Annotated in this window: 23 protein-coding genes and 1 riboswitch; of the genes, 8 read left to right on the top strand and 15 right to left on the bottom strand. The window is 72.1% G+C overall.

Features of this window, described 5'->3' with window-relative positions; translation table 11 throughout:
• Positions 1–148: 148 nt before the first annotated feature.
• The 5 genes from ACIO5D_RS26160 to ACIO5D_RS26140 all read right to left on the bottom strand — a co-directional run bounded on the left by ACIO5D_RS26160 (position 149) and on the right by ACIO5D_RS26140 (position 4,438).
• On the bottom strand, positions 149–838 hold the full coding sequence (locus ACIO5D_RS26160; RefSeq protein ID WP_363610763.1) for an SDR family oxidoreductase: 690 nt from the start codon (positions 836–838) through the stop codon (positions 149–151).
• A gap of 13 nt (positions 839–851) precedes the next feature.
• Positions 852–1,382, bottom strand: coding sequence for a TIGR00730 family Rossman fold protein (locus ACIO5D_RS26155; protein WP_363610761.1), 531 nt, complete (start codon positions 1,380–1,382; stop codon positions 852–854).
• A gap of 68 nt (positions 1,383–1,450) precedes the next feature.
• Positions 1,451–1,930, bottom strand: coding sequence for an NUDIX hydrolase (locus tag ACIO5D_RS26150; RefSeq protein WP_400758493.1), 480 nt, complete (start codon positions 1,928–1,930; stop codon positions 1,451–1,453).
• Positions 1,931–2,069: 139 nt separating this feature from the next.
• A complete protein-coding gene (gene mnmA / locus ACIO5D_RS26145; RefSeq protein WP_363610753.1) occupies positions 2,070–3,206 on the bottom strand; it encodes a tRNA 2-thiouridine(34) synthase MnmA in 1,137 nt (378 codons plus the stop codon).
• 47 nt (positions 3,207–3,253) lie between these two features.
• Positions 3,254–4,438, bottom strand: coding sequence for a cysteine desulfurase family protein (locus ACIO5D_RS26140; RefSeq protein WP_363610751.1), 1,185 nt, complete (start codon positions 4,436–4,438; stop codon positions 3,254–3,256).
• 167 nt (positions 4,439–4,605) lie between these two features.
• Here ACIO5D_RS26140 and ACIO5D_RS26135 point away from each other — a divergent pair, with 167 nt between their 5' ends.
• Entirely contained in the window at positions 4,606–5,361 is a 756-nt protein-coding gene (locus ACIO5D_RS26135; protein ID WP_400798130.1) for an IclR family transcriptional regulator, read from the top strand.
• Here the strand turns inward: ACIO5D_RS26135 and ACIO5D_RS26130 are convergent.
• From ACIO5D_RS26130 to ACIO5D_RS26095, 8 genes are all read right to left on the bottom strand, one after another.
• Complete coding sequence (locus ACIO5D_RS26130) at positions 5,297–5,956, bottom strand: trimeric intracellular cation channel family protein (protein ID WP_400758466.1); 660 nt, start codon at positions 5,954–5,956, stop codon at positions 5,297–5,299. The genes ACIO5D_RS26135 and ACIO5D_RS26130 overlap by 65 nt on opposite strands.
• Before the next feature lie 53 nt (positions 5,957–6,009).
• The gene (locus tag ACIO5D_RS26125; RefSeq protein WP_400798127.1) at positions 6,010–7,074 is read right to left on the bottom strand and encodes an ABC transporter ATP-binding protein; all 1,065 of its coding nucleotides are present in this window, start codon (positions 7,072–7,074) and stop codon (positions 6,010–6,012) included.
• 34 nt (positions 7,075–7,108) lie between these two features.
• Positions 7,109–8,179 carry an ABC transporter ATP-binding protein gene (locus ACIO5D_RS26120; RefSeq protein ID WP_363610741.1) on the bottom strand — a complete coding sequence of 357 codons (1,071 nt, stop codon included), beginning with the start codon at positions 8,177–8,179 and terminating at the stop codon, positions 7,109–7,111.
• Complete coding sequence (locus tag ACIO5D_RS26115; protein WP_363610739.1) at positions 8,176–9,186, bottom strand: ABC transporter permease; 1,011 nt, start codon at positions 9,184–9,186, stop codon at positions 8,176–8,178. The genes ACIO5D_RS26120 and ACIO5D_RS26115 overlap by 4 nt, the downstream gene beginning before the upstream one ends.
• Before the next feature lie 98 nt (positions 9,187–9,284).
• Positions 9,285–11,066 carry an ABC transporter substrate-binding protein gene (locus ACIO5D_RS26110; RefSeq protein WP_400798125.1) on the bottom strand — a complete coding sequence of 594 codons (1,782 nt, stop codon included), beginning with the start codon at positions 11,064–11,066 and terminating at the stop codon, positions 9,285–9,287.
• A 56-nt stretch (positions 11,067–11,122) separates the two neighbouring features.
• A complete protein-coding gene (locus ACIO5D_RS26105; RefSeq protein ID WP_363610735.1) occupies positions 11,123–12,112 on the bottom strand; it encodes an ABC transporter permease in 990 nt (329 codons plus the stop codon).
• Positions 12,113–12,580: 468 nt separating this feature from the next.
• Positions 12,581–13,522: an enhanced serine sensitivity protein SseB C-terminal domain-containing protein gene (locus ACIO5D_RS26100; protein WP_400798123.1), complete on the bottom strand. Its 942-nt coding sequence runs from the start codon at positions 13,520–13,522 to the stop codon at positions 12,581–12,583.
• A 148-nt stretch (positions 13,523–13,670) separates the two neighbouring features.
• On the bottom strand, positions 13,671–14,465 hold the full coding sequence (locus tag ACIO5D_RS26095; RefSeq protein ID WP_363610731.1) for an enhanced serine sensitivity protein SseB: 795 nt from the start codon (positions 14,463–14,465) through the stop codon (positions 13,671–13,673).
• Between the two features lie 189 nt (positions 14,466–14,654).
• Positions 14,655–14,760, top strand: a riboswitch (glycine riboswitch).
• A 228-nt stretch (positions 14,761–14,988) separates the two neighbouring features.
• On the opposite strand from ACIO5D_RS26095, the gene gcvT reads away from it, so the two are divergent.
• The 4 genes from gcvT to ACIO5D_RS26075 all read left to right on the top strand — a co-directional run bounded on the left by gcvT (position 14,989) and on the right by ACIO5D_RS26075 (position 19,566).
• Entirely contained in the window at positions 14,989–16,110 is a 1,122-nt protein-coding gene (gene gcvT, locus ACIO5D_RS26090) for a glycine cleavage system aminomethyltransferase GcvT (RefSeq protein WP_400798121.1), read from the top strand.
• 160 nt (positions 16,111–16,270) lie between these two features.
• Complete coding sequence (gene gcvH, locus ACIO5D_RS26085; protein WP_363610727.1) at positions 16,271–16,651, top strand: glycine cleavage system protein GcvH; 381 nt, start codon at positions 16,271–16,273, stop codon at positions 16,649–16,651.
• 135 nt (positions 16,652–16,786) lie between these two features.
• Positions 16,787–18,055 carry a serine hydroxymethyltransferase gene (gene glyA, locus ACIO5D_RS26080; RefSeq protein WP_400758458.1) on the top strand — a complete coding sequence of 423 codons (1,269 nt, stop codon included), beginning with the start codon at positions 16,787–16,789 and terminating at the stop codon, positions 18,053–18,055.
• A 143-nt stretch (positions 18,056–18,198) separates the two neighbouring features.
• Complete coding sequence (locus tag ACIO5D_RS26075; protein ID WP_363610723.1) at positions 18,199–19,566, top strand: L-serine ammonia-lyase; 1,368 nt, start codon at positions 18,199–18,201, stop codon at positions 19,564–19,566.
• A gap of 165 nt (positions 19,567–19,731) precedes the next feature.
• Here ACIO5D_RS26075 and ACIO5D_RS26070 read toward each other — a convergent pair whose 3' ends face one another.
• Both ACIO5D_RS26070 and ACIO5D_RS26065 read right to left on the bottom strand, forming a co-directional pair.
• Complete coding sequence (locus ACIO5D_RS26070) at positions 19,732–21,369, bottom strand: purine-cytosine permease family protein (protein ID WP_400798119.1); 1,638 nt, start codon at positions 21,367–21,369, stop codon at positions 19,732–19,734.
• 295 nt (positions 21,370–21,664) lie between these two features.
• On the bottom strand, positions 21,665–22,390 hold the full coding sequence (locus ACIO5D_RS26065) for a YoaK family protein (RefSeq protein WP_363610719.1): 726 nt from the start codon (positions 22,388–22,390) through the stop codon (positions 21,665–21,667).
• Positions 22,391–22,557: 167 nt separating this feature from the next.
• Here ACIO5D_RS26065 and ACIO5D_RS26060 point away from each other — a divergent pair, with 167 nt between their 5' ends.
• The 3 genes from ACIO5D_RS26060 (at position 22,558) to ACIO5D_RS26050 (ending at position 25,567) form a co-directional block, all read left to right on the top strand.
• Positions 22,558–23,052 (top strand): RidA family protein, encoded by a 495-nt coding sequence (locus tag ACIO5D_RS26060; protein ID WP_363610717.1) that lies wholly within the window; start codon positions 22,558–22,560, stop codon positions 23,050–23,052.
• Between the two features lie 89 nt (positions 23,053–23,141).
• A complete protein-coding gene (locus ACIO5D_RS26055; protein WP_363610715.1) occupies positions 23,142–23,909 on the top strand; it encodes an FCD domain-containing protein in 768 nt (255 codons plus the stop codon).
• A 53-nt stretch (positions 23,910–23,962) separates the two neighbouring features.
• Positions 23,963–25,567, top strand: a complete 1,605-nt coding sequence (locus tag ACIO5D_RS26050; protein WP_400798116.1) for a gamma-glutamyltransferase family protein — start codon at positions 23,963–23,965, stop codon at positions 25,565–25,567.
• Positions 25,568–25,738: the final 171 nt, after the last annotated feature.

Here is a 25,738-nt window from a genome sequence, read left to right as displayed (position 1 = left end):
GTGCGGTCAAGAGGGTGTTCAGGTCGGTCGTCACAAACTGATCTTGGACACCCTCTGCCCTTTGGCGGGCCAGAACTTCGGATCTACTCGTCTAGTGCGCCGGGAGCGCCGCCCGGCACAGGGTTGCGCTGCGCCGGGCGGCGGTGGCTCAGCGGCCCGGGCGGACGGTGATCTCGGTGATCTCGGCGTCGCGCGGCAGGTCGATGGCGGTGAGCAGGGCCTTGACCACGGACTCGGGGGCGATCCAGCGGTCGCCGTCGTACTCCTTGCCCTCCTGCTGGTGCACCTTGACCTGCATCGCGGTGGCGACCCGGCCGGGGAAGACCGAGGTGACCCGGACGCCGTGCTCGTGCTCCTCCAGCCGCAGCGAGTCGGCGAGCGCCCGCAGCCCGTGCTTGCTGGCCGCGTACGCCCCCCACTCGGCACTGGCCCGCAGCCCCGCACCGGAGTTGACGAAGACCACATGGCCCTTGGCCAGCCGGACCGAGGGCAGCAGCAGACGGGTCAGCTCGGCGGGGGCGACCAGGTTGACGGCGAGGGTGTCCTGCCAGGCCTTGACCGGCAGGTCGCCGACCTGGCCCAGCTCGACGACGCCGGCGATGTGCAGCAGGGAGTCCAGCCGGACCGGCAGCTCCTGGTGGCCGAGGGCCCAGGAGAGCTTGGCCGGGTCACCGAGGTCGCCGACCAGCGTCCGGGCGCCGGGGAAGCGCTCCCGCAGTTCGGCGGCCCGGCGGGCGTCGCGGGTCAGCAGCCAGAGGTCGTCCCCGCGTTCGGCGAGGCGCTCGGCGACGACGGCGCCGATGCCGGAGCCCGCGCCGGTGATCAGATGGGTAGCCATGTCCCCGATCCTCTCAGGCGCCGGTCTTGAGCTGCTCGAAGACCTCGGCCGGGGTCCCGGCGAAGCCGATCAGGTCGCCGAGCGGCCGGGGCAGGAAGCCCTCGGCGTCCATCCGCTCCAGCTGGGTGCGCAGGCCCGCGTAGAAGCCCTCGGTGTCCAGGACGACGACCGGCTTGTCGTGCAGCGCGTGCTTCTTGAGCTCCAGCACCTCGGTGACCTCGTCCAGCGTGCCGAGGCCGCCGACCAGGACGACGACCGCGTCCGCGCGCGTCAGCAGCTGGGCCTTGCGCTCGGCGAGGTCGCGGGTCATCACCAGCTCGTCGGCGCCCTGGTAGACCTTGTCGGCCAGCAGGTCGACCGAGACCCCGACCAGCCGGCCCCCGGCGGCCTTCACCCCGTCGGCGAGCAGCCCCATCAGGCCGGTGTGGGAGCCGCCCCAGACCAGCGTGTGCCCCCCCTCCCCGAGCAGCCGGGCGAACTCGGCGGCGGGGTCGGTGTAACGGTCGTCCAGGGAGTACGCGGAGCAGAAAACACAGATATTCATAGTGCGTCCGGTCTATCACGAGCCTGGTGCTCGGCTCAGCCGCTTATCCGGACGGCCTGGCGGCTCGCTCATCGGACAGTGTGTTCACCGATCAAGTGACGACCGTCGTGGGTGCGGACGCTCGGTGCGGCGTCTTCCCGGAGCGCGTCCAGCATCCGCACCGCGTACACCTCGGCCATGCGACCGGACACTTCGGCCGGCGTGAGCCAGTCGACCTCGATCGACTCGTCCGAGAGCTGTTCGCTCCCGCCCTCGGGGCGGCAACGAAAGACCAGGGCGACGATCCCCCGGTTCATATTCTTGTAGACGCCGGTCAGCCGCTCCACACCGACCTTGATCCCGGTCTCCTCGTAGATCTCGCGCCGCACGCCGTCCTCGATGGCCTCCGTCAGCTCCAGAACGCCGCCCGGAGGCTCCCAGGTCCCGTTGTCGGCCCGGCGAATCGCCAGCACCCGGCCGTCCCTTCGCACCACCGCCCCGGCAACGGACACCGAGTGGAGCTGCGTTGACTGGGACTTCCCGGCGCTGTTACTCATGTGCGGGAGAATAGGAGCCCTTGGGGACCACCGAAAGCCGGTCCGGCGACCGGGGCGAGGGGTGGCTGTCGGGCTTCGGCGGCAAAGGCTCCCGGACGCTGCCATAGCGGGCGGGCCGGGCGGAGTCCGCCGGCCCGCCCGAAGCATTGCCTTACGCGCGGACGGCCGGGCGTTCGGTGGTGGCGATGGTGGCGGAGCCGACCACCCGGGTGCCGTCGTACAGCACCACGGCCTGGCCGGGGGCGATGCCGCGCACCGCGCTGTCCAGCCGGACCCGCAGCTCGCCGTCCACCACGGCGGCGGTGACCGGCACTTCCTCGCCGTGGGCGCGCAGCTGGGCGGTGTACCGGCCCTCGGCCGCCGCCTCGGTGCCGCACCAGCGCGGGCGGATCGCGGTCAGCGCCGTCACGTCCAGGCCCTCCAGCGGGCCGACCGTGACGGTGTTGTTCACCGGGGAGATGTCCAGGACGTAGCGCGGCTTGCCGTCGGCGGCCGGGCGGCCGATCCGCAGGCCCTTGCGCTGGCCGATGGTGAAGCCGTAGGCGCCGTCGTGCTCGCCGAGCTTGGTGCCGTCCGCGTCGAGGATGTCGCCGGTGGCGGTGCCGAGGTGCCTGGCCAGGAAGCCCTGGGTGTCGCCGTCGGCGATGAAGCAGATGTCGTGGCTGTCCGGCTTCTTGGCGACGGCCAGGCCCCGGCGCTCGGCCTCGGCCCGGATGACGTCCTTGGTGGTGTCGCCGAGCGGGAAGAGCGAGTGGGCGAGCTGGTCGGCGTCGAGCACACCGAGCACGTACGACTGGTCCTTGGCGGCGTCGACCGCGCGGTGCAGCTCGCGGCGGCCGTCCGGGAGGTCGACGATCCGGGCGTAGTGGCCGGTGCAGACCGCGTCGAAGCCGAGCGCGATCGCCTTGTCCAGCAGCGCGGCGAACTTGATCTTCTCGTTGCAGCGCAGGCAGGGGTTGGGCGTGCGGCCGGCCGCGTACTCGGCGACGAAGTCGTCGATCACGTCCTCGCGGAAGCGCTCGGCGAGGTCCCAGACGTAGAACGGGATGCCGATCACGTCGGCGGCCCGGCGGGCGTCCCGGGAGTCCTCGATGGTGCAGCAGCCGCGGGCACCGGTGCGGAACGACTGCGGGTTGGACGAGAGGGCCAGGTGCACGCCCGTCACCTCGTGCCCCGCTTCGGCGGCGCGGGCCGCGGCGACGGCGGAGTCGACCCCGCCGGACATCGCCGCGAGCACGCGCAGGCGGCCAGTGGACGGAACGGTCGGAGCACCCGGGAAATCAGTCATGATGCCAACAAGGGTACGTGCTCACCGCGAACACGCGGCCGGGTTTCCTACCGCCGGGCGGCGGCCGCGAGACCGGCGTTGCGGGCGCGCTGGACGGCGGGCGCGATGGCGGCGGCCAGCGCGGTGACGTCCTCCCGGACGGAGGTGTGGCCGAGCGAGAACCGCAGCGAGGAGCGGGCCAGCACGGGGTCGACACCCAGCGCCAGCAGCACGTGGCTGGGCTGCGGCACCCCGGCCGAGCAGGCCGAGCCGGTGGAGCACTCGATGCCCTGGGCGTCGAGCAGCATCAGCAGTGCGTCGCCCTCGCAGCCGGGGAAGGAGAAGTGCGCGTTGGCGGGCAGCCGGCCCCCGGCCGTCGGGTCACCGTTGAGCACCGCGTCCGGGACGGCGGCCAGCACGGCGGCGACCAGTTCGTCCCGCAGCGCGCCGAGCGCCTCCTGGTGCTCCGCCCGGCGTTCGACCGCGATCGCCGCGGCGGCCGCGAAGCCGGCGGCGGCGGGCGCGTCCAGGGTGCCGGAGCGGACGTCGCGCTCCTGGCCGCCGCCGTGCAGCAGCGGGACGGGCGCCGCCCCGCGGGACAGCAGCAGCGCGCCGATGCCGAACGGGCCGCCGATCTTGTGGCTGGTGACGGTGAGCGCGGTGAGCCCCGACTCCGCGAAGGAGACCGGGACCTGGCCGAGCGCCTGCACCGCGTCGGCGTGCGTCGGGATGCCGTACTCGGCTGCCACGGCGGCGAGTTCGGCGATCGGCTGGACGGTGCCGACCTCGTTGTTGGCCCACATCACGGTGACCAGCGCGACCGAGGAAGGGTCCCGCTCGATCGCCGAGCGCAGCGCCTCCGGGCGCACCCGGCCGACGGCGTCGACCGGCAGGTACTCGACCTCGGCGCCCTCGTGCTCGGAGAGCCAGTGCACCGCGTCCAGTACGGCGTGGTGCTCGACCGGGCTGCAGAGCACCCTGGTCCGGGCCGGGTCGGCGCCGCGCCGGGCCCAGTACAGCCCCTTGACCGCGAGGTTGTCGGACTCGGTGCCGCCGCCGGTCAGCACGATCTCGCTGGGGCGGGCGCCCAGCGAGTCGGCGAGCGACTCGCGGGCCTCCTCGACCACCCGGCGGGCCCGGCGGCCGGACGCGTGCAGGGCTGAGGCGTTGCCGACGACCCCCAGGTGCGCCGTCATCGCGGCGATCGCCTCGGGCAGCATCGGCGTGGTCGCCGCGTGGTCCAGGTATGGCATAACCATCCGATTGTAGAGGGCCGCCGAGGGGCGGTCAGGCCATTGCCCCGACTGTGCCGCACCGTTGGCCGAACGGGACCCAAAGCCCGTGGGGTGGTTGGCCTGTCGCTCGGGGAAGCGGTTAGCCTGACGGCCACTGCAATCGGCCGGACGGGACTGGGGGCGGAATGTCGCAGTCGGTCGACCGCGCGCTCACCATCCTCGGCTCCCTCGGCGACGGCCCGGTCACCCTCGAACAGGCCGCGACCGGCATCGGGGTGCACAAGTCCACCGCGCTGCGGCTGCTGCGCACGCTGGAGGAGCACGGCTTCGTCCACCGCCAGTCCGATCTGCGCTACCGGCTCGGCGGCCGGCTGCTCTCGCTCGCGCACCGGGCGCTGGAGGAGATCGACGTCCGGCAGGTCGCCGCGCCGCATCTCGCGGCCCTCAACGAGCGTTGCGGCTTCACGGTCCAGCTGGCCGTGCTGCAGGACGGCGAGGTGCTGTACCTGGACGAGCTGGCCGGCCGCTGGGACGGCGCCGCGGCCCGGCCGTCCCGGATCGGCCGGCGCGCCCCGGCGGCCGGGACGGCGATCGGCCGGGTGCTGCTGGCCGGCCTGCCGGAGGACGGCGCCCGGGAGGACGGCCTGCCCGCCGAGCTGGCCGCCGTGCGCCGCCAGGGCTGGGCCGCGGAGTCGGCCGAGCACCGGGAGGCGGTGACCTGCGTGGCCGCCCCGGTGGCCGGCAGCGGCGGGCAGGCGGTCGCGGCCTGTGCGGTCAGCGCCCCGGCGGACCGGGTGCCGGCCGCCGAGCTGGCCCGGCTGCTGCCGGAACTGCTCTGCACCGCCGAGGCGATCTCGCTCGCGTACGGCGGCTCGCCTACTCCTCGCTGGTGCGAGAACCGTTGCGGTGCCAGGCTCGGGGGGCGCGCCAGCCGAACCTGAGGGCGCACATCCGCAGCACGAACGCGGTCAGCGCGGCCGTCGTGCCGGTCACCGCGGTCAGGCGGTCGAGGCCGATCAGCGCCGCCACCAGCGCCGCGCCGACCAGGGCCGGGACGGCGTAGATCTCCCGGTCCCAGCGGAGCAGCGAGGGGATCTCGCCCGCCAGCACGTCCCGCATCACGCCGCCGCCGGCCGCCGTCACCATGCCGAGCGCCACCGCGGCCACCGCACCGAGCCCGTAGTCGTGCGCCTTGGCGGTGCCGGTGACGCAGAACAGCCCGAGGCCGAGCGCGTCCAGGGTCTGCACCGCCCGGTTGATCCGTTCGACCTCCGGGTGCAGGAAGAAGACCACCAGGCCGGCCACCAGCGGCGTCGAGAAGTAGCCGAGGTTGGAGAACGCGGCCACCGGTGTGGCCCCGATCACCAGGTCGCGCATCACACCGCCGCCCAGCGCGGTGACCTCCGCCAGCACACAGATCCCGAAGATGTCCATGTTCTTGCGCACGGCGAGCAGCCCCCCGGAGAGGGCGAAGACGAAGATGCCGACGAGGTCCAGCGTCTGCTGCACGTCGGAGGGGAAGATCTGCGAAGTCACCGGACAACTATGAACCCGCGGACACCTCCCCTCCGCCGTGCCTCACCCGGACATCAGGCCCCAGTGGGCGCCTCCCCGCCCGCGGGGGCGTTCTCCGGGAAGTGGCAGGCCACCTGGTGGCCGGTCTTCAGCGCGGCGAGCGGCGGTTCCTGGGCGGCGCAGATCTCCTGGGCCTTCCAGCAGCGGGTGCGGAAGCGGCAGCCGCTGGGCGGGTTGATCGGTGACGGCACGTCGCCCTGGAGCAGGATGCGCTCGCGCCCGCCCTGCTGCCTGCGGCGCGGGTCGGGCACCGGCACGGCGGACATCAGGGCGTTGGTGTACGGGTGCAGCGGGCTCGCGTAGAGCGAGTCCCGGTCGGCGATCTCGACGATCTTGCCGAGGTACATCACCGCGACCCGGTCGGAGACGTGCCGGACCACCGAGAGGTCGTGCGCGATGATCAGGTACGTCAGGCCCAGCTCGCGCTGGAGGTCGTCCAGCAGGTTGACCACCTGCGCCTGGATCGAGACGTCGAGGGCGGAGACCGGCTCGTCGGCGACGACCATCTTGGGCCGCAGGGCGAGCGCCCGGGCGATGCCGATGCGCTGGCGCTGGCCGCCGGAGAACTCGTGCGGGTAGCGGTTGTAGTGCTCGGGGCTGAGCCCGCACAGCTCCAGCAGGTCCTGGACGGCCCGCTTCACCCCGTGTTCGGTCTGCACCTTCTGCAGCCGGAACGGCGCGCCGACGATGGTGCCGACGGTGTGCCGGGGGTTCAGCGAGGAGTACGGGTCCTGGAAGATCATCTGGATGTCGCGGCGCAGCGGACGCATCGCACCGGCGCCCAGGTGGGTGATGTCGGTGCCCTCGAACTCGATCGTTCCGCCGGTCGGTTCGTCGAGCCGGGTGACCAGCCGGCCCATGGTCGACTTGCCGCAGCCGGACTCGCCGACGACGCCCAGGGTCTCGCCCGCGTTGACCGTGAAGTCGATGCCGTCGACGGCCCGCACCGCATCGGTCCGGCGCCGCAACAGCCCGCCGTGGATGGGGAAATGCCGGGTCAGACCGGCCACCCGGAGCAGCGGCTCGCGGTCGGGGGCGGGTGTCGGCGTAGGGATCCCCGCCGTCTGAGTGTCCGTCATCAGTGGTCTCCAGAAAGGTGGTACGAGGCCGGGCTCACAGCCGGGGTGCGATCTCTTCGGCGAAGATGCGGTGCCGGTCGGCGGCCCCGAGGTGGCAGGCCGCGTAGTGCCCGGGGGTGGCCTCGGCCAGCACCGGGATCTCCTCGGCCGAGCGCCCGCCGGTCAGTTCGGCGTACGGGCAGCGCGGGTGGAAGGCGCAGCCGGACGGCACGTTGATCAGGCTGGGCGGGGTGCCCTTGACCGGGACGAGCCGGTCCTGGAGCTCGCGGTCGAGTCGCGGCATCGAGCCCAGCAGGCCCCAGGTGTAGGGGTGTTCGGGCGCGTCGAAGAGGGTGTCGGCGGGTCCGCGCTCGACGCACTTGCCGCCGTACATGACCAGGATGTCGTCGGCGAGTTCGGCGACCACCCCGAGGTCGTGGGTGATGATGATGACGGCCGAGCCGAACTCCTGCTGGAGGTCGCGGATGAGGTCCAGGATCTGCGCCTGGACGGTGACGTCCAGGGCGGTGGTGGGCTCGTCGGCGATCAGCAGCGAGGGGTCGTTGACCAGCGCCATGGCGATCATGGCGCGCTGGCGCATGCCGCCGGAGAACTGGTGCGGGTAGTCGTCGACCCGGCGGTCGGGCTGCGGGATGCCGACCCGGTCGAGCATCTCGACGGCGCGGGCGCGGGCCTGCTTCTTGGTCGCCTGCGGGTGGTGCACCCGGTAGGCCTCGACGATCTGCGCCCCGACGGTGTAGTAGGGGTGCATCGCGGTGAGCGGGTCCTGGAAGATCATCGCCATCTGGCGGCCGCGCAGCTGGCGGACCCGGTCCGGTCCGGCCGCGATCAGCTCCTCGCCGTCCAGCCAGATCTCGCCGCCGATCCTGGCCCGCTTGGTGCGGTGCAGGCCCATGATGCCGAGCGAGGTGACGGACTTGCCGGAGCCGGACTCGCCGACGATGCCGAGGGTCCGGCCCTTCTGGAGGTCGAAGCTGACCCCGTCGACCGAGCGGACCAGGCCGTCGTCGGTGTCGAAGTGGATCCGCAGGTCGCGCACGGAGAGGAAGGCGTCCCGCGCCGCGCCCTCCCCCGCCGGGGCAGCGGTCTTCTGGAGGTCGGTCACGACAGCCTCACCCGGGGGTCGACAGCGGCGTACAGGAGGTCAACCACGAGGTTGCAGAGCACGATGAAGAAGGCGGCGAGCAGCGTGACGCCGAGGATCTTCGGCAGGTCGTTGTCGGTGATCGCGGAGACCGCGAACTGGCCGACGCCCTGGAGCGAGAAGACCTGTTCGGTGATCAGCGCACCGCCGAGCAGCAGGCCGAGGTCCATGCCGAAGATGGTGACGACGGGGGTGAGCGCGGAGCGCAGCCCGTGCCGGACGACCACCTTGCGCTCGGCCAGGCCCTTGGCCCGGGCGGTGCGGATGTAGTCCTCGCTCATCGTCTCCAGCATTCCGGCGCGGGTGAGCCGGGCGTAGAGCGCGGAGTAGAGGAAGGCCAGCGAGATCCACGGGAGGATCAGGTTGCGGGCCCACATCAGCGGGTCGTCGGTGAAGTTGACGTAGTGCGGGTTGTCCAGGATCGGCCACTCGTAGCTGAAGAGCGTGAGCAGCAGCGCGCCGGTGAAGAAGACCGGCAGCGAGACGCCGGCCAGCGCGACGCCCATGGAGAGCCGGTCGAAGATCGACTTCGGCTTGAGGGCGGAGACCACGCCGGTGGCGACACCGGAGACCAGCCAGACCACCGCGGCACCGCTGGCCAGCGAGAGGGTGATCGGGATGCGCTTGGTCAGCTCGGGCCAGACCTCCAGGTGGTTCTTGAACGAGTAGCCGAAGCACGGCACGTGGCAGGTGACCGGGTCCGGGCCGAACTTGTACTCGGCGCCGCTGACCAGTGCCTTCAGGAAGTGCCAGTACTGGGTGTAGAGCGGCTGGTCGAACCCGAGGTTCTTCTTGATCGCCGCGATCGCCTCGGGTGACGGGTTCTTCCCGATGTACTGCGCGGCCAGCTGGTCGGTCGTCTCGCCGGCCAGGCGCGGGAGCAGGAAGAAGATCGCGAAGGTGACCGCGCTGACCACCAGCAGCAGCACCAGGGCCGCGAACGTCCTGCGGATGATGTAGGCAAACACAGTTGGGCGGCTCCGGCGGCCCGCCGCCGTCCGGGATCCTCCGGACGGCGGCGGGCGCCGCTGCCTTCACCTGCCTTCAGGGATGTGGAGCCAGGCTCTTACTTGTTGGTGCCGATGTTCAGGTAGTCGTACTCACCCGAGAAGGCCGAGGTGGACACCACGTTGGTGGCGCTGTCCGGGCGGTACAGGAAGACCTTGAAGTAGGTCAGCGGCACGTAGACCGCGTCCTCCATGACCTTCCTGTCGATCGCCCCGTAGATCTTCTCGCGGGCCGCCTTGTCGGTGTTGACGGCGGCCTCGTCCAGCAGCTTGTTGACGTCGGCGTTGTTCTCCTGGGCCAGGTTGCTGTTGCCGGAGGCCTTGATCGAGCGGCCGTCGACGATCTGCTGCAGGAAGCCGTAGCCGGTCGGCCAGTCGGCACCCCACTGCATCATCATCAGGCCGATGTTCTTGTCCTGGGTGAACTGCGGGACACCGGCGTGGTCGGTGAAGTACTTGCCCTGCGGGTACTGCTGGATCTCGGCGTTGATGCCGACCTTCTTCAGCGCGGCCTGGATCGAGGTGGCCGCGGCGACCTCGGGGGCGCGCTCGGTGCGGGCGGTGAGCACGGTGCTGAAGCCGTCCGGCTTGCCGCAGGCCTTGAGGGCCGCCTTGGCCTTGCCCTCGTCGCCCTTGTTGTCCTTGGTCTCCCAGACGTTGAAGTCCTGGTGGCCCGGGATGTCCGGCGGGAGCACGGTGCTGGCGATCGAGCCGCGGATCGGGCCGCCCATGGCGGTCTGCACCGAGACCTTGTCGATCGCGTACTGGACGGCCTTGCGGCACTCGATGTTGTCGAACGGCGCGACCTTGGTGTTGATCGCGGTGTAGACCAGGCGGCCGCCGAAGGCGTTGTCGGTGCTGGCCTTGAGCTTCTGGTCGCGCAGGATCTGCGCCTGGGTCTGCGGGTCGACACCGGCGCCGACGAGGTCCACCTGGGCGTTGCCGGCCAGCAGGTCCTTGTCGATGGTGGACTGCTCGATGTTCATCCTGACCACGATCTTGTCCGCGAGCTGCTTGCGGATCGGGTCGGTGCTCGGGTCCCAGTTGGTGTTGGGCACCAGGGTGAGCTGCTTGCCGTCCTCGTAGGACTCGAACTTGTAGGTGCCCGAGGCCACCACGTGCTTCACGTAGTCCGCGCCGGTGTCCTTGGCCTGCGGGACCGGCACCGTCTGCGGGGCGCTGACCAGGTAGTCGAAGTCGGCGAAGGCGTGCTTCAGGTGGAAGACGATGGTGGTGTCGTCCGGCGTCTCGATCGAGTTCAGCCCGCCGGTCTTGTCCTTGTACGGGCCCTCGTACGGCGTCGGGTTGTCGACCAGCAGCTCCTTGAAGTACGTCGGGCCGTTGGAGTTCACCTCCGCCGCGAAGTTGGAGCGCTCCACCGCGTACTTGACGTCCTTGGAGCTGATCGGGGTGCCGTCCTCGTACTTCAGGCCGGCCCGCAGCTTGTACGTCCAGGTCAGGCCGTCCGCGCTGGGCGTGCCCATGGACTCGGCCAGGTCCGGGACCAGCTTGTTGCCCTCGTCGCCGGGGCCCGGCGCGAAGGTGGTCAGCGGACGCCCGTACAGGCGCGAGAAGTTGTAGATGTACGCGTAGTACGTGTTGCCCGGGTCGAAGGAGTCCGGCGTACCGCGCATCTCGTAGGTGACGGTGCCGCCCTTCTTGTCCGAGGCGTTGACGATGCCCTTGGTGGCCGCGCCGGAGGCACCGCCGTCGCCGACACCGGCGGAGGAGGGGGCGGAGGAGGAACTGTCGCTCTTGGACGAGCCGGACGAGCAGCCGGTGACGATCAGGACCGTGGCAGCGGCCGCGGCGGTGAGCGCGACGGTACGGGACCTACGCATGGGTGGGATCAACCCCTTGAGGAAGTGGTGGCGGATCGAAGGGTCCTGACGAGAAGTCAGTTGCTCTTGGGATCGAGGGCGTCACGCAGCCCGTCGCCGAGCAGGTTGAAGGCGAGCACGGTGAGGAAGATCGCCATACCGGGGACCACCATGTACTGCGGGTCCACCTGGTAGTACTTGATCGCGTCGTTGAGCATGCCGCCCCAGGAGGCCTGCGGGGCCTGGATGCCGACGCCGAGGAAGCTGAGGCCCGCCTCGAAGAGGATGTTGGTCGGGATCAGCAGCGTCGAGTAGACCAGGATCGGACCGACCAGGTTGGGCAGCAGCTCCCTGAACAGGATGAACGGGCCCCGGGCGCCCAGACTGCGGGCGGCGAACACGAACTCCCGTTCGCGCAGCGAGAGGGTCTGGCCGCGCACGATCCGGCCCATGTAGGGCCAGTTGAAGAAGCCGATCACGAAGATCAGCACGGCGATGTGCAGCGGGAGCCCGTGCAGGCCGAAGGCGCCGCCCTGGAGCGAGGCGGAGATCGCGATGGCGAAGAGCAGCAGCGGGAAGGCGAGGAAGACGTCCATCACCCGGCTGATCAGGGTGTCCACCCAGCCGCCGTAGTAGCCGGCCATCACGCCGAGCACCACGCCGATGGTGTTGGACAGCAGGGTCGCCCCGAAGGCGACGAGCAGGGAGACCCAGGAGCCCTCGATGACCCGGGTGAGCAGGTCACGGCCCTGCAGCGGGTCGACCCCGAGCGGGTGGTCCCAGCTCATCCCGCCCCAGTCGCCCAGCGGCAGGCCGCCGAGGTTGGCGTCCAGCAGGTCCTGGTTGAGGGCGTCGGGGTCCAGTCCGAAGACGGACTCGATCGGCTTGGCCAGCAGGGCGAGCAGGATCAGCAGGATCACCACGACACCGCCGGCGACGGCGGCCTTGTCCCGCTTGAAGCGGGTCCAGGCGATCCGGCCGAGCGAGCGGCCTTCGATCTTCTTGGCCGGGCTCGCGGCGGCGGCTGCCCCCGGTTCGCTCCCGGCGGTCTTGATGGGTGCGGTCATGGTCAGTTGGTCCCCTCGCCGACGGTGGCCGGCCCACGGGTGCCGGTCGCCGGTTCGGCGCTACGGCTGGTGCGGACGTGCGGAGGTGCAGGGTTCGGGTGGTGCACGGCGGTACGAGGTACTCGGTGCTGCTGCCACGCGGGATGGGCATCGCGCGGTTCGAGCGGTTCGCGGCGCGCGTTCACCTTTGTGGGGCTCCAAGTACACGCGGTGCGTTGCGCAGAACTCTCTGCCATCTGAACTGGCTTGCGCCAGCCCTGACCACCGACAGATGCCCAACTGTGATCTGTGCGCATGCACCTCCGGATTCTCGGCATATCCCTCTTCACACAGCTGTTACAGGCATGTCAAGATGTGTGACGGCACCGGCCGGAAAATCGTCCGGAAAAACCAGGAAGCCGACCTGACGTCACGTCAAGTCGGCTTCTCGTACTGGTTTTCGACGGTGCGGGGCTCCGGCGCGCCCGGTCAGCGCCCCGGATAGCCGGGCCACGGCTGCTGCTGCGGCGGCTGCCCCGGCCAGCCAGGGCCGGGCGGCTGGGTGCCGTAACCGCCGTACGCCGGCCCCGTCTGCGAGGTGTACGGCGGTGGCGGCACCGGCGGGTAGGGCGCGGTCGCCGGCCGCCCGTGGCCGGCCGCCTCACGGTCGAAGAACGGCCGCGCGTTGGCCCGCATCCAGAGCGCCACCGGGTCGTACTCGTCCCCCATCGCCACCGTGGAGACGGCCAGGCCCTCCGGGGCCACCGCGATCGCCCGCTGCATCAGGGCCCGGACGGCCTCCACGGTCGGTGGCGAACTCTCGTAAAGATCAAGGCCGATGGCCAGGTACGGCTCGCCGACGGCGGGCTGCACCCAGGCCCGGCACAGCGCCCTGACCGCCCGCACCTCGCCCGCCTGCCGCTCCAGCAGCGCGAAGAACTGCTGGGCCGGCACCTGCGGTTCGCTCAGCTTCAGCGGCCCGGCCGGCAGCCGGTCCAGCCCCGCCGCGATCCGCCGGAGGTCCGCCCAGGGCACCCCGACACCGCCGCCGGGGGCGTGCGGATTCAGCCAGAGGCCCCAGCGGGTGCGGTACAGCGAGGCGGCGATCTCCCGGCCGGAGATCACCTCGTGCGCCCGGGCCCAGCCGGACGCCGCCAGCTGCTCGGGCGAGGTGACGGCCGGCGCGTAGCCGTGGCCGCTGATCTCCATGTTCCCGTACTGGGCGTCCGGGCTGCCGGGGGTGCCGTGCCAGAGCAGCATCCAGACCTGGCCCGCGGCAAGGGCGTGCAGCAGCGCCTCGTACGCCTCGTAGCGCTCCGGCGCGACCTCGCGCAGGGCTCGCTCCAGCGCACCCGGATCCGCGCCGGGGCGCCCGGCGGGCGCCTGGCCCCAGGGCCCCGGTGCACCGCCCGCTACCGCTCCCGCACTCATGCGCCCACCTCGCTGCGCCTCTTCTTCTCTCACCCGCCGACCCGGCGGCTGCCTGCACGCACCCTATGGCGCGCCACCGACCGCCGCCACGCCGACGTGTCTGCCTCGTCCCCTCCTCCGGCCCGACGCCGGGCGGGGAGGGAACGCGTCACATCCGTGTGTAGAACGGCCGGACCTGGTTGAGCAACCACTCGACCACGGGATCCTCCACGAGATCGAGTAGTACGAGGTGGACGCCGCCGGGCAGCGGCGCGGTTCCCAGTGCCCGGCCCAGTGCTTCGTTCACGGTGGCCGGCTCAGCCGGGGCCGCCGGGTCGAGCTGGACCCCGATGAACATCACGGTCGGCTCGCCCTCGACGCTGGCCAGCGCCCGCCGGGCGGTCAGCACCCCGGGCAGGCCGGCGAGTTCGGCCCGGGCGGCGGCCAGGAAGGCCTCCGGGTCCTCGCCCGGCACCGGCTCGCGCAGCGCCACCCGGCCGCCGGTCGGGCTGTCCGGGGCCTCCCAGCGGTCCTCGCGCGGCCCGCGCCGCAGCTCGGCCACGCCCTCCGGCGGCACCGGGATGCCGACCGCCGCCTCCGGGTTCACCGCTATGCCGATGCCCAGCGGCAGCCCGCGGGCGAACTCCCAGACCGGCGCGACCGCGAAGGCCATCCCCGGCGCCTGCCGCAGGAACACCTCCTGCGAGGAGAAGACCGGCACATAGGGGTCGCCGGCCAGCTCGACGGTCGGCAGGTTCAGCGACTGGCCCTGCGGATCGGCCCCGGCCGGCAGCGGGATCCACACCTGGCTGCGGGCCAGTACCTCGATCACCCGGGCGGTCGCGCCCGGGTCGCCGAGCGCGGCGGTGAGCACCTGCTCCAGCTCGTTGGCCGGCCATCCGCCGCCCTGCGGCGCCGTCTCCGGGCCGCCCCACCCCTGCTGCTGCTCCGCCGGGTACCCCATGCGCCCCTGTACCGCCCTGTGTCCGTGTGTCGTGCTCGTGCGCCGCGCCGTGCCCGCCGGCGCGCCCGCCGACGCCGAGCAGCCTAGCGGGCCGCCCGGGGCCCCTCTCCCGCCCGGGGCGCAGACGTGCCATGATGTGCGCGTCTCCGCGCTTTCCCGACGGAGGCCCCTAACTCCATACAGGCCGCTCGAACCCGCGCGGGAGAGCCCGGAGTGCCCCGTCAGGCGGCACAGCCGGCGCCGAAGGAGCAAGTCCTCCCCGGAAACTCTCAGGCACCCCTACCGCACGGGTTAGGCACATCTGGAAAGCGGCGCACGGCTCTGCCACGCGCCCACCCACGGTGCAAGCCGCCATGTTGTCCTGTTAGCTGTAAAGAGCTGCGGGCCTGCGTGCGGTGAAGCTCTCAGGTACGACGACAGATGGGGAGACCCAGCCGCCGCATGCCCGCGCGCAGGGTCGGCCCCGAGCGGGACCGGTCCGGCGTGCGCACACCTGAGTGCCCAGACCGAGGAGTCCCAGGCCATGTCGTCCCTCCGCCTCACCGCGCTCGACGCGCTGCACCGCGCCCTCGGCGCGACCATGACCGACTTCGCCGGCTGGGACATGCCGCTGCGCTACGGCAGCGAGCGCGAGGAGCACCTCGCCGTCCGCACCAGGGCCGGCCTCTTCGACCTCTCCCACATGGGCGAGATCACCGTCACCGGTCCGCAGGCCGGCGAGATGCTGGACCACGCGCTGGTCGGCTTCGTCTCCGCGCTGGGCGTGCTGCGCGCCCGCTACACCATGATCTGCGCCGAGGACGGCGGCATCCTGGACGACCTGATCGTCTACCGCCTGCGCGAGGACGCCTTCCTGGTCGTCGCCAACGCCTCCAACGCCCAGCTGGTGCTGGACGAGCTGATCGCCCGCGCCAAGGGCTTCGACGCCGTCGTCACCGACGACCGCGACACCTACTCCCTGATCGCCGTCCAGGGCCCGGAGTCCACCGCGATCCTCGCCGACACCACCGACGCCGACCTGCCCGGCCTGAAGTACTACGCGATCCTCCCGGCCCGGGTGGCCGGCCGCGAGGTGCTGCTCGCCCGCACCGGCTACACCGGCGAGGACGGCTTCGAGATCTTCTGCGCCCCGGCCGACGCCGAGCCCGTCTGGACGGCGCTGACCGAGGCCGGCGCCGACCGCGGCCTGGTGCCCTGCGGCCTGTCCTGCCGCGACACGCTGCGCCTGGAGGCGGGCATGCCGCTGTACGGGCACGAGCTGTCCACCGACCTGACCCCGTTCGACGCCGGCCTGGGCCGGGTTGTCCGGTTCGACAAGACCACCAACGAGGGCGCGTTCATCGGCCGCAAGGCGCTGGAGAAGGCCGCCGCCGAGGCCGAGGCCCACCCGCCGCGGGTGCTGGTCGGCCTGGTCTCCGAGGGCAAGCGCGTCCCGCGCGCCGACTACACCGTGGTCTCCGCCGACGGCACGCCGATCGGCCGGATCACCTCCGGCGCCCCCTCCCCCACGCTGGGCAAGCCGATCGCGATCGCCTACGTGGACGCGGCGGACGCCGCGCCCGGCACCACCGTCGCGGTGGACGTCCGCGGCCGGCCCGAGCCGGTGCAGGTCGTGGCGCTGCCGTTCTACAAGCGCGCCCGCTGAGGGCCCGCTCCGTCCCGCGCCGGGCAGCTCCCCGGCGCGGGGCGGAGCCCGCCTCCGGCCCGTCCGCCGAGGCCCGCTTTCCCCCCGTAGATCCACGTCGATGCCGTCCGCCCGCCGGACCGCTTCGTCGTACCCGCTTCCCATCCTGGAGAATGACGCCATGAGCAACCCCCAGCACCTGCAGTACACCAAGGAGCACGAGTGGCTGACGGCCGCCGCTGACGGTGTCTCCACGGTCGGTATCACCGCCCACGCGGCCGACGCCCTGGGCGACATCGTCTATGTGCAGCTGCCCGAGGTCGGCGAGACCGTGACCGCGGGTGAGACCTGTGGCGAGCTCGAGTCCACCAAGTCGGTCAGCGACCTGTACTCGCCGGTCACCGGCGAGATCGTCGAGGTCAACCAGGCCGTCCTGGACGACAACGCCCTCGTCAACAGCGAGCCCTTCGAAGGCGGCTGGCTGTTCAAGGTCCGCGTCGAGGCCACCGACGAGCTGCTGAGCGCCGACGAGTACGACGCGCTCACCAACCCCGAGGCCTGATCGTCCGCCGGGGCGGCCGCAGCGCGGCGGCCGCCCCGCGGCCGGCCGTCCCCGCCCTCCCGTCGCCCGCCGCCTCCCTCCCAAGGGCGCGCCAAGCGCGGCACGTCCTTCTCTCCTCCCCGGGAAGACCACACCATGACGGTTCTCAACCAGTCCCTGCACGCTCTCGACCCGGAGATCGCCGCCGCGGTCGACGCCGAGCTGCACCGCCAGCAGACCACCCTGGAAATGATCGCCTCCGAGAACTTCGCCCCGGTGGCGGTCATGGAGGCCCAGGGCTCGGTGCTCACCAACAAGTACGCCGAGGGCTACCCCGGCCGCCGCTACTACGGCGGCTGTGAGCACGTGGACGTCGTCGAGCAGATCGCGATCGACCGGATCAAGGCCCTGTTCGGCGCCGAGCACGCCAACGTCCAGCCGCACTCCGGCGCGCAGGCCAACGCCGCCGCGATGTTCGCGCTGATCCAGCCGGGCGACACCATCCTGGGCCTGAGCCTGGCCCACGGCGGTCACCTGACCCACGGCATGAAGATCAACTTCTCCGGCAAGCTCTACAACGTGGCCGCGTACCACGTCGACGAGAAGACCGGCCAGGTCGACATGGCCGAGGTCGAGCGCCTCGCCAAGGAGCACCAGCCCAAGCTGATCATCGCCGGCTGGTCCGCCTACCCGCGCCAGCTGGACTTCGCCGCCTTCCGCCGGATCGCCGACGAGGTCGGCGCGCTGCTGATGGTCGACATGGCGCACTTCGCCGGTCTGGTCGCCGCCGGCCTGCACCCCAACCCGGTGCCGTACGCGGACGTGGTCACCACCACCACCCACAAGACCCTGGGCGGCCCGCGCGGCGGCGTCATCCTCTCCAAGGCCGAGTTCGCCAAGAAGATCAACTCCGCGGTCTTCCCCGGCCAGCAGGGCGGTCCGCTGGAGCACGTGATCGCCGGCAAGGCCGTCGCGTTCAAGGTCGCCGCCTCGGAGGAGTTCAAGGAGCGCCAGCAGCGCACCCTGGACGGCGCCCGGATCCTGGCCGAGCGCCTGCTCCAGGCCGATGTCGCCGAGGCCGGCGCGTCCGTCCTGTCCGGCGGCACCGACGTGCACCTGGTCCTGGTCGACCTGCGCAACAGCGCGCTCGACGGCCAGCAGGCCGAGGACCGCCTCCACGAGGTCGGCATCACGGTCAACCGCAACGCCGTCCCGAACGACCCCCGCCCGCCGATGGTCACCTCCGGCCTGCGGATCGGCACCCCGGCGCTCGCCACCCGCGGCTTCCAGGCCGAGGACTTCCGCGAGGTCGCCGACATCATCGCCGAGGCGCTGAAGCCGGCCTTCGACGAGGCCGTCGCCACCGGTCTGAAGGCCCGCGTCTCCGCGCTGGCCGCGAAGTACCCGCTCTACCCGAACCTGTAGTCCGGCGCGGGTGACCGGCCTCACCCCGTCGGGCCACCTGCGATCAAGGGGCACCGCGCACACTGGACAGTGCGCGCGGTGCCCCGTTCCGTGCCGGCACCTGCCCGCCTGTCCTTCCACGAGACCAGACAAGGACGTCCCCCGTGGCCATCAGCGTCTTCGACCTCTTCTCCATCGGCATCGGCCCTTCGAGTTCCCACACCGTCGGCCCCATGCGCGCCGCCCGGATGTTCGCCCGCCGACTGAAGTCCGAGGGCCTGCTGGCCGGCACCACCGCCGTCCGCGCCGAGCTGTACGGCTCGCTCGGCGCCACCGGGCACGGTCACGGCACCCCGAAGGCCGTCCTGCTGGGCCTGGAGAACAACTCCCCGCGCACCGTGGACGTCGACCAGGCCGACCTGGACGTCGAGCGGATAAGGGCCGAGAAGCGCCTCAACCTGCTCGGCAGCCAGCCGATCGACTTCGACCCGGACACCCAGCTCGTCCTGCACCGCCGCCGGTCGCTGCCGTACCACGCCAACGGCATGACCCTCTGGGCGTACGCGGCCGACGGCTCCACGCTGCTGGAGAAGACGTACTACTCGGTCGGCGGCGGCTTCGTGGTCGACGAGGACGCGCTCGGCGCGGACCGGGTCAAGCCCGACGACACCGCCCTGCGCTACCCCTTCCGCACCGGCGAGGAACTGCTCCGGCTCACCCGCGAGACCGGCCTGTCCATCTCCGGCCTGATGCTGGAGAACGAGAAGGCCTGGCGGACGGAGGAGGAGATCCGGGCCGGGCTGCTGGAGATCTGGCGCGTCATGCAGGAGTGCGTCCGGGCCGGCATGTCCCGCGAGGGCATCCTCCCCGGCGGCCTCAAGGTCCGCCGCCGCGCCGCCTCCGGCGCCCGCGCGCTGCGCGCCGAGGGCATCGGCCCGGCCAACGCCATGGAGTGGGTGACCCTCTACGCGATGGCCGTCAACGAGGAGAACGCCTCCGGCCGGCGCGTCGTCACCGCCCCCACCAACGGCGCGGCCGGCATCATCCCCGCCGTCCTGCACTACTACCTGAACTTCATCCCCGGCGCCGACGACGAGGGCATCGTCCGCTTCCTCCTCGCCGCCGGCGCGATCGGCATGCTCTTCAAGGAGAACGCCTCCATCTCCGGCGCCGAGGTCGGCTGCCAGGGCGAGGTCGGCTCCGCCTGCTCGATGGCCGCCGGCGGCCTCGCCGAGGTCCTCGGCGGCTCCCCCGAACAGGTCGAGAACGCCGCCGAGATCGGCATCGAGCACAACCTCGGCCTCACCTGCGACCCGGTCGGCGGCCTGGTCCAGATCCCCTGCATCGAGCGCAACGGCATGGCGTCCGTCAAGGCCGTCACCGCCGCCCGGATGGCCCTGCGCGGCGACGGCCGCCACCACGTCTCCCTCGACAAGGCGATCAAGACCATGAAGGAGACCGGCGCCGACATGAAGATCAAGTACAAGGAGACCAGCCGCGGCGGCCTCGCCGTCAACGTCATCGAGTGCTGACCCCCGCACTCCCCCGCCGAGCCGGCCGGACGGCCCCGTCCGGCCGGCTCAGCGGCGCGACACCCGGCCCCGGCCACGGACGCGCCGTTCACCTCCAGGCTCGGCCGGGCGCCGGGCCCGTCCCCCGTGTCCTTCGGCACGTGAGGGGACGGGCCCGGCGCGGGCTCAGCGGTCTGCGGGCCGGCCGGTCGGGGCCGTGCGGGCTTCGAGCAGTGCGGCCCGGCGGAACGCCGCGCTGCGTCCCGCGCAGTCGGCGCAGATCGCGGCGCCGTCCTCGGTGCTGGGGTCGCGGTCCATCTCCACGGCGATATAGGAGTGGTCGCAGGTGTGGCAGCGGACGCGGGTCTCCCAGATGTCCTCGACCTCGTCGCGCGGGTCGCCCGGCCGGTCGAGGGCGACGGGTCGGCCGAGCCGGTGGGCCACGGTGTACAGGACGATGCTGAGCACCAGGACCAGGGGGGTGGACCACGTGGTCCCGAAGGTGCCGGTGCCCTCGTACACCGCGATGCCGAGCACCGAGACGATCAGCCAGACGATCGCACCGGGGCCGAACGAGGCCACCCGGCCGGGGCGGAACTCCGGCAGCCCGTCGCGGTCGCCGTGGCGGCTGAGCCACATGTGGGTCAGGGCGATGCCCACCCAGGCGACGACGAACGCGCCCTGCCAGGCCAGCGCGGTGAGCAGGTAGCTGAGGACATCGGTGAGCATGAACAGGTAGGTCAGCACGCCGGCGAGCATCAGGGCGGCGACCCGGGGGACGCGGATCCGCAGCAGCCGCGTGAACAGGGCCTCCAGATTGGTGGAGGCGACGTAGTAGTTCGCCGTGTTGATCCTGGACTGGGTCACCCAGACGACGACCAGGCCCGAGATCCCCATCAGGTTGATGACGGTGTCGCCGATCGCTGTCTCCGACAAGGCGCCGGAGGTGCCGGCCGCCATCACCAGGAAGATCCCGATGAGACCGTTGGCGAGGTACACGAAGAGGTAGAAGACCGGGCCGAAGGTGACGACGCTGTGGTAGCGGCTGTCCTCGGGCTTGCCGAAGCGGGCGAAGTCCACCGTGTACATCATGAAGACGAACACGCCGAGGTAGACGAACAGGGCGTAGAGCCAGCCTGGCGCGCTGAGGTCCGGGGCACTGTCCGGGACGTGGGTCAGCCAGCCCTTGGAGGGGTACTTCACCGCGGCCAGGACGACGGCGACGAGCAGGCCGCCCCAGTACAGCGGCAGCAGGAAGCCGTTGAACTTGTCCATCCAGCGGCGCACTCCGCCGATGACCATCGGCAAGTTGGTGACGACGGCGACGGCGTACCAGATCCGGATATCCAGCACCCCGGTGTAGGCGTGCAGGGCGTGGGCGATGACGGAGCTCTCGAACACGGCGTAGTACAGCGCTGTGGCCGCGAGGATGAGCGGGGCCAGCACGGAGCCGGCGAGGCCGAAGAGCCGTTGCGAGAGCAGGGCGACGGTGAGCCCGGTGTGCGCGGCGTAGCGCGACAGGGCGCCGCCGACGACGCCGAACACGATGACGGCCAGGACGATGCCGATGAGGGTGTTGACGGTGCCGACCGTGACAGCCAGCGTCGCCGCGGTGACGAGGTAGAACATGCCGCTGATCACGGCGTACCAGGTCATCGTCAGGGAGAGCCGGCTGCTGCGCCAGCTCAGTGGGACGACGTGGGTGGAGTAGTCCTCGTTGGCGGCCTCCTTGACCACACGGGGGTCGTCGTGGAAGGAGACGTCCAGGGGCCTGGGTCTGCGGGTGGTCTGCTTGCCGTTGGTCCGGGTGCTGTCTGTGGTCACGGGGGTGTCCTTCTCCGGGCGGTGGTGAGCCGCGGGGTGCTGCCGGGGCGTCCGGAAGGAGGGCAGGCGGCCCGGTGGGGGCGCGAGTTGGGACGCGTACCGCCGTGGGGGAGGCGGTCCGGCGGGGCATGACTTGGCCGGAAGGACCGGGAGGCGTTCCGGCAGGACTGCCTCCGGGGCCCAACGTCTACGCGTTCCCCGACACGGAGTCAAGGTCCGGCGGAAAGATTTCCGCTGTCCTGACGGAATCGTCCGCGCGGGCGGTGCGAATCGACGGAATCCGTTGGCGCCTGGTTCAGCCGCGCCTTCCGTGCAGGCGGCGGCGAGCCACAACGAGCGTGGCCAGCACCAGAGTTGGCGCGATCGCCGCGGCCAGGACAGGGGCGAAGCGCAGCGTGACCGCACCCGCGAGTGCGCCCGCGACCAGGGCCAGGAGGACTGCGCAGCGCCGCAGGACGTCCTTGGTCGAGCCGTGGGACAGGGACTCGGCGACGGAGGTGAGCGTGCCGGTGACGAAGGTCGTGGTGATGCCGGCCCTGGCGATGCGGCGGGCGGTGGCGGTCTGGAGGCCCATGGCCGCTCCGGACAGCGCGACCAGGGCGATGTCGACCGCGCGGCCCGGCTCCGCGCCGGACTGCGCCCAGATGGCCAGAAAGCCCGTCTGCAGGGCGAGGTTGACGCCGAGCGCGGCGCTGATCCGCGGGTGCCAGAGCCAGTCGGACAGGCCGGACCGATCGGTTATCCGGTAGGCGGCGACGAGGCCCGCCGTGAAGGCGATCACGGCGATGCCCGCGCGGGCGAGGTGCATGTCCGCACCGTGCGCCCCGGCGATGCCGAACAGCACGAGATTGCCGGTCATGTTGGCCGTGAAGACGCCGCCGAGCCCCAGGTAGGCCACGGCGTCGGTGGCCCCGGCCGCCGCGGTGAGCAGGACCAGGAGCAGGTCCACCAGGCGCCGGTCGGACCCGGCGGGCGCCGCGGCGGGCTGGTCGGCGGCGGTGTTGGAGCGGATGGATCTCATCTGGGGCGGTCCTTACGGCAGGGTGCGCGGGCGAGATGTCCGGGCCCTCAAGGCCGGAAGCCTTGACAGGCAGCCGGGTGGTGTGGAGAGAATCCCCCGACTTGGTCGGACCATCTGACTATCTTGGCTCACCGGCAGAGCCGTCAACCTCCCCCAAGGAGCAGCGCATGTCACGGACCGATTACGAAGCGCGGGTGGCGGAGCTCGGGCTGGAACTGCCCGACTACAGCAGCCGCCCGTACTACGGCGCCGACTACGGCTCCATGAAGCCCCACCACATCACCGGCAACCTCCTCTTCCTCGGCGGCCACACCGCCGACGACGACCAGGGCAACGTGCGGTTCGCCGGACGTCTGGGCCAGGACCTGACCGTCGAGGAGGGCTACCAGGCGGCCCGCCTCACCGCGCTGAACTGCCTGGGCGGCATCCGGTACGCCCTCGGCTCGCTCGACCGGGTCGCGTCGGTGGTGCGGTCGCTGTGCTTCGTGGTGACCACGCCCGAGTTCGAGGACGTCCACAAGGTCTCCTCCGGGGCCACGGACCTGTTCCGCGACGTGTTCGGCCCCGAGGTCGGACTGGGTGGGCGTGCCACCATCGGCGTCATGAGCCTGGCCCGGCGGAGCTCCTTCGAGGCGTGGGTCACCGTCGAGATCCGCGACTGAGCCCACTCCCGCCGTCCGGCCGGTGTCCTCGGCCGGGGAGCATGGACGCCGTAGGTCATGTTCCGCCCCACCGTTATGGAGGTCGTCAGTTGTCCGTCAACTGGTCGCTCATCACTCCCGAAGCACGTTCCGGCCCGCAGCGGCTGGCCGGACGCATCCACCGGCTGATCGAGGACGGACAACTGGCGGAGGGCGACCGCATTCCTCCCGAACGAGAACTGGCGGACACCTGGCGGGTCTCCCGGGCCACCGTCCGCGAAGCGCTCCGCGAGTTGGAACTGCGCGGACTGGTGGACCGACGCCCCGGCCGGGGCACCATCGTGGCGGGCATCGCCCGCCCGGCCCTGCGAGACTGGCAGCTGGGCGACATGGACTCGGCGGCCAGGCTCATCCACGAGGTGATGGACCTGCGCTCCGCCGTCGAGCCGCCCGTCGCCGCCCGCGCGGCGGTACGTGCCACCGACACCGACCTGCAGCACCTGAGCGACCTGCTCGCCGAGGCGGACCGGGCGCTGAAGCACGGCCTGCTGCCGCGCCTGGTCCAACTCGACAGCGAGTTCCACGTGGCGCTCGCCAAGGCCGCCCACAACCCGCTGCTGACCCAGCTGCTGGAAACCACCAACCAATGGGTCGAGCTCTCCCGCAACCCCGCCTACCAGAGCACCGAACGGCTCGTCAGCTCGCTGAGGGCGCACGGACGCATCCTGGAGGCCGTCATGGGCCAGGACTCCGAGACGGCCGCGCAGGCCATGTCCGAGCACCTGCTCGAAGTCCACCAGGCGATCGTGGAGACCATCCAGTCCGCGAGCCCGAACGAGCACCAGAGCCCGAGCCAGAGCCCCGGACCCGCTCGCTGACCGGTCGCCCACCGGCCGGGTACCATCCGCACCCCCGACGAACGGCCCCTCCCATGAGCATCCACGCACCCGCTCCCGCCCCGACCGCCTTCGCGCTGGCCACCCCCCACGCCCTCGCCACCGCCGCCGGCGAGCAGGCCGTACGCGACGGCGGGAACGCCGTCGACGCGGCCATCGCCGCGGCCATCGCACTCACCGTGGTCTACCCCCACCAGTGCTCCGTCGGCGGGGACTTGATCGCCCTGGTCGCCCGGCCCGGCCGGCATCCCGTCGCGGTCAACGGCAGCGGAGCGGCACCCATGGCCGCCGACCCGGACGCCCTCGCCGGCGCCGGCGGGATGCCGGTCACCGGCCCGCTCAGCGTCACCGTGCCCGGCGTCGTCGCGGGCTGGGCCACCCTCTCCCGGACCGCCGGACGGCTCCCCTTCGACCGGCTGTTCACCAGCGCCATCGCCTACGCCCAGGAAGGGGTGCCCACCGCCCCCGGCGTCGCGCACGCCCTCACCCTCGAACAGCCCCTGCTCGCACCGGACGAGGGCATGCGCGAGGTCTTCTTCGCCGCCGGCCGGCCGCTCGCCGCCGGCGAACCGCTCGTCCAGCCCGCCCTGGCCCGGACCCTCGCGGCCATCGCCGACCACGGACCGGACGCTCTCTACCACGGGGAGATCGGTGCCTCGATCGTCGGCCACCTGCGGAGCCTCGGCTCGCCCATCACCCGCGACGACCTCGCCCGGCACCGCACCGAGACCACCGAGCCGATCGGCCGGACCTTCCGCGGCGAGGAGTACCTCACCGCGCCACCGAACTCCCAGGGCCAGCACTTGCTGCAGATCCTCGGCGCCGTGGAACGCCTCGATCCGGGCCTCGACCTGCTCGGAGCCGACGCGGCCGTGCTCGCCCGCGTCTTCCGACAGGCCGCGAACGACCGGGACACCTTCCTCGCCGACCCCCGGTACGCGCCCGTCCCCGTCGACGACCTGCTCGGCGCCGCCCGGATCGCCCGGATCGCCGAGGCCGCCACCGACCCGGACGCCCACCCCGGCGGGCCCTCCCCGACCGCAGCCGCGCAGGCCGCCCGCCCCAGCGGCGACACCGTCGCCGTGGTCGCCATGGACGCCGAAGGCAACGCGGTCTCCCTGATCCAGAGCCTCTTCCACAGTTTCGGATCCGGCATCCTCGACCCGGCCACCGGTGTCGTCCTGCACAACCGGGGGTCGTTCTTCAGCCTGCTCCCGGGCGCCCCCAACCGCCTGCGCGGCGGCAGCCGCCCCGCCCACACGCTGATGCCCGTCCTGACCCGGCGGGACGGCGCCGTCACCGGCGCGCACGGCACCATGGGTGGTAAGGCGCAACCGCAGATCCACGCCCACCTCGCGCTGCGCCTGCACGCCGGGGACTCCGTCACCACCGCCCTGCACAGCCCCCGGTGGGTGGTCGGCGGCATGGAGGTGGACGCGCCGACGGACGCCGTCTTCGTGGAACCGGACGTCCCCGCCGCCGCCATCGGCTCCCTGCGCGGCATGGGTGCGCAGGTCCAGGTCGGCGGGACTCTCGACGAGCAGGTCGGCCACGGGCAACTTGTCCGGGTGGGCCCCGGCGGCACGTTGCACGCCGCCGCCGACCCGCGCAGCGACGGGGCGGCGATCAGCCGCGCCTGAAACCGCGACAGGGTCGCCCGGGCCGCGCGCCCTGGTAACCGGAGGAGCCCCTGCCGGGGCTTCCGCACGGCTGGAAGCCCCGCGCGCCCGGCGGAAGGGCACCTCGACCCGCCGTCCGGCCTGACGCAGCGAAGCGGGCGCGGCACGCGGCTGCGCCGCGATCGCGCTGCC

Source organism: Kitasatospora sp. NPDC087315, from assembly GCF_044744345.1.
GTDB lineage: Bacteria > Actinomycetota > Actinomycetes > Streptomycetales > Streptomycetaceae > Kitasatospora.
The sequence above is the reverse complement of the archived record's forward strand: the minus strand, read 5'-3'. Positions and strand labels throughout refer to the sequence as shown.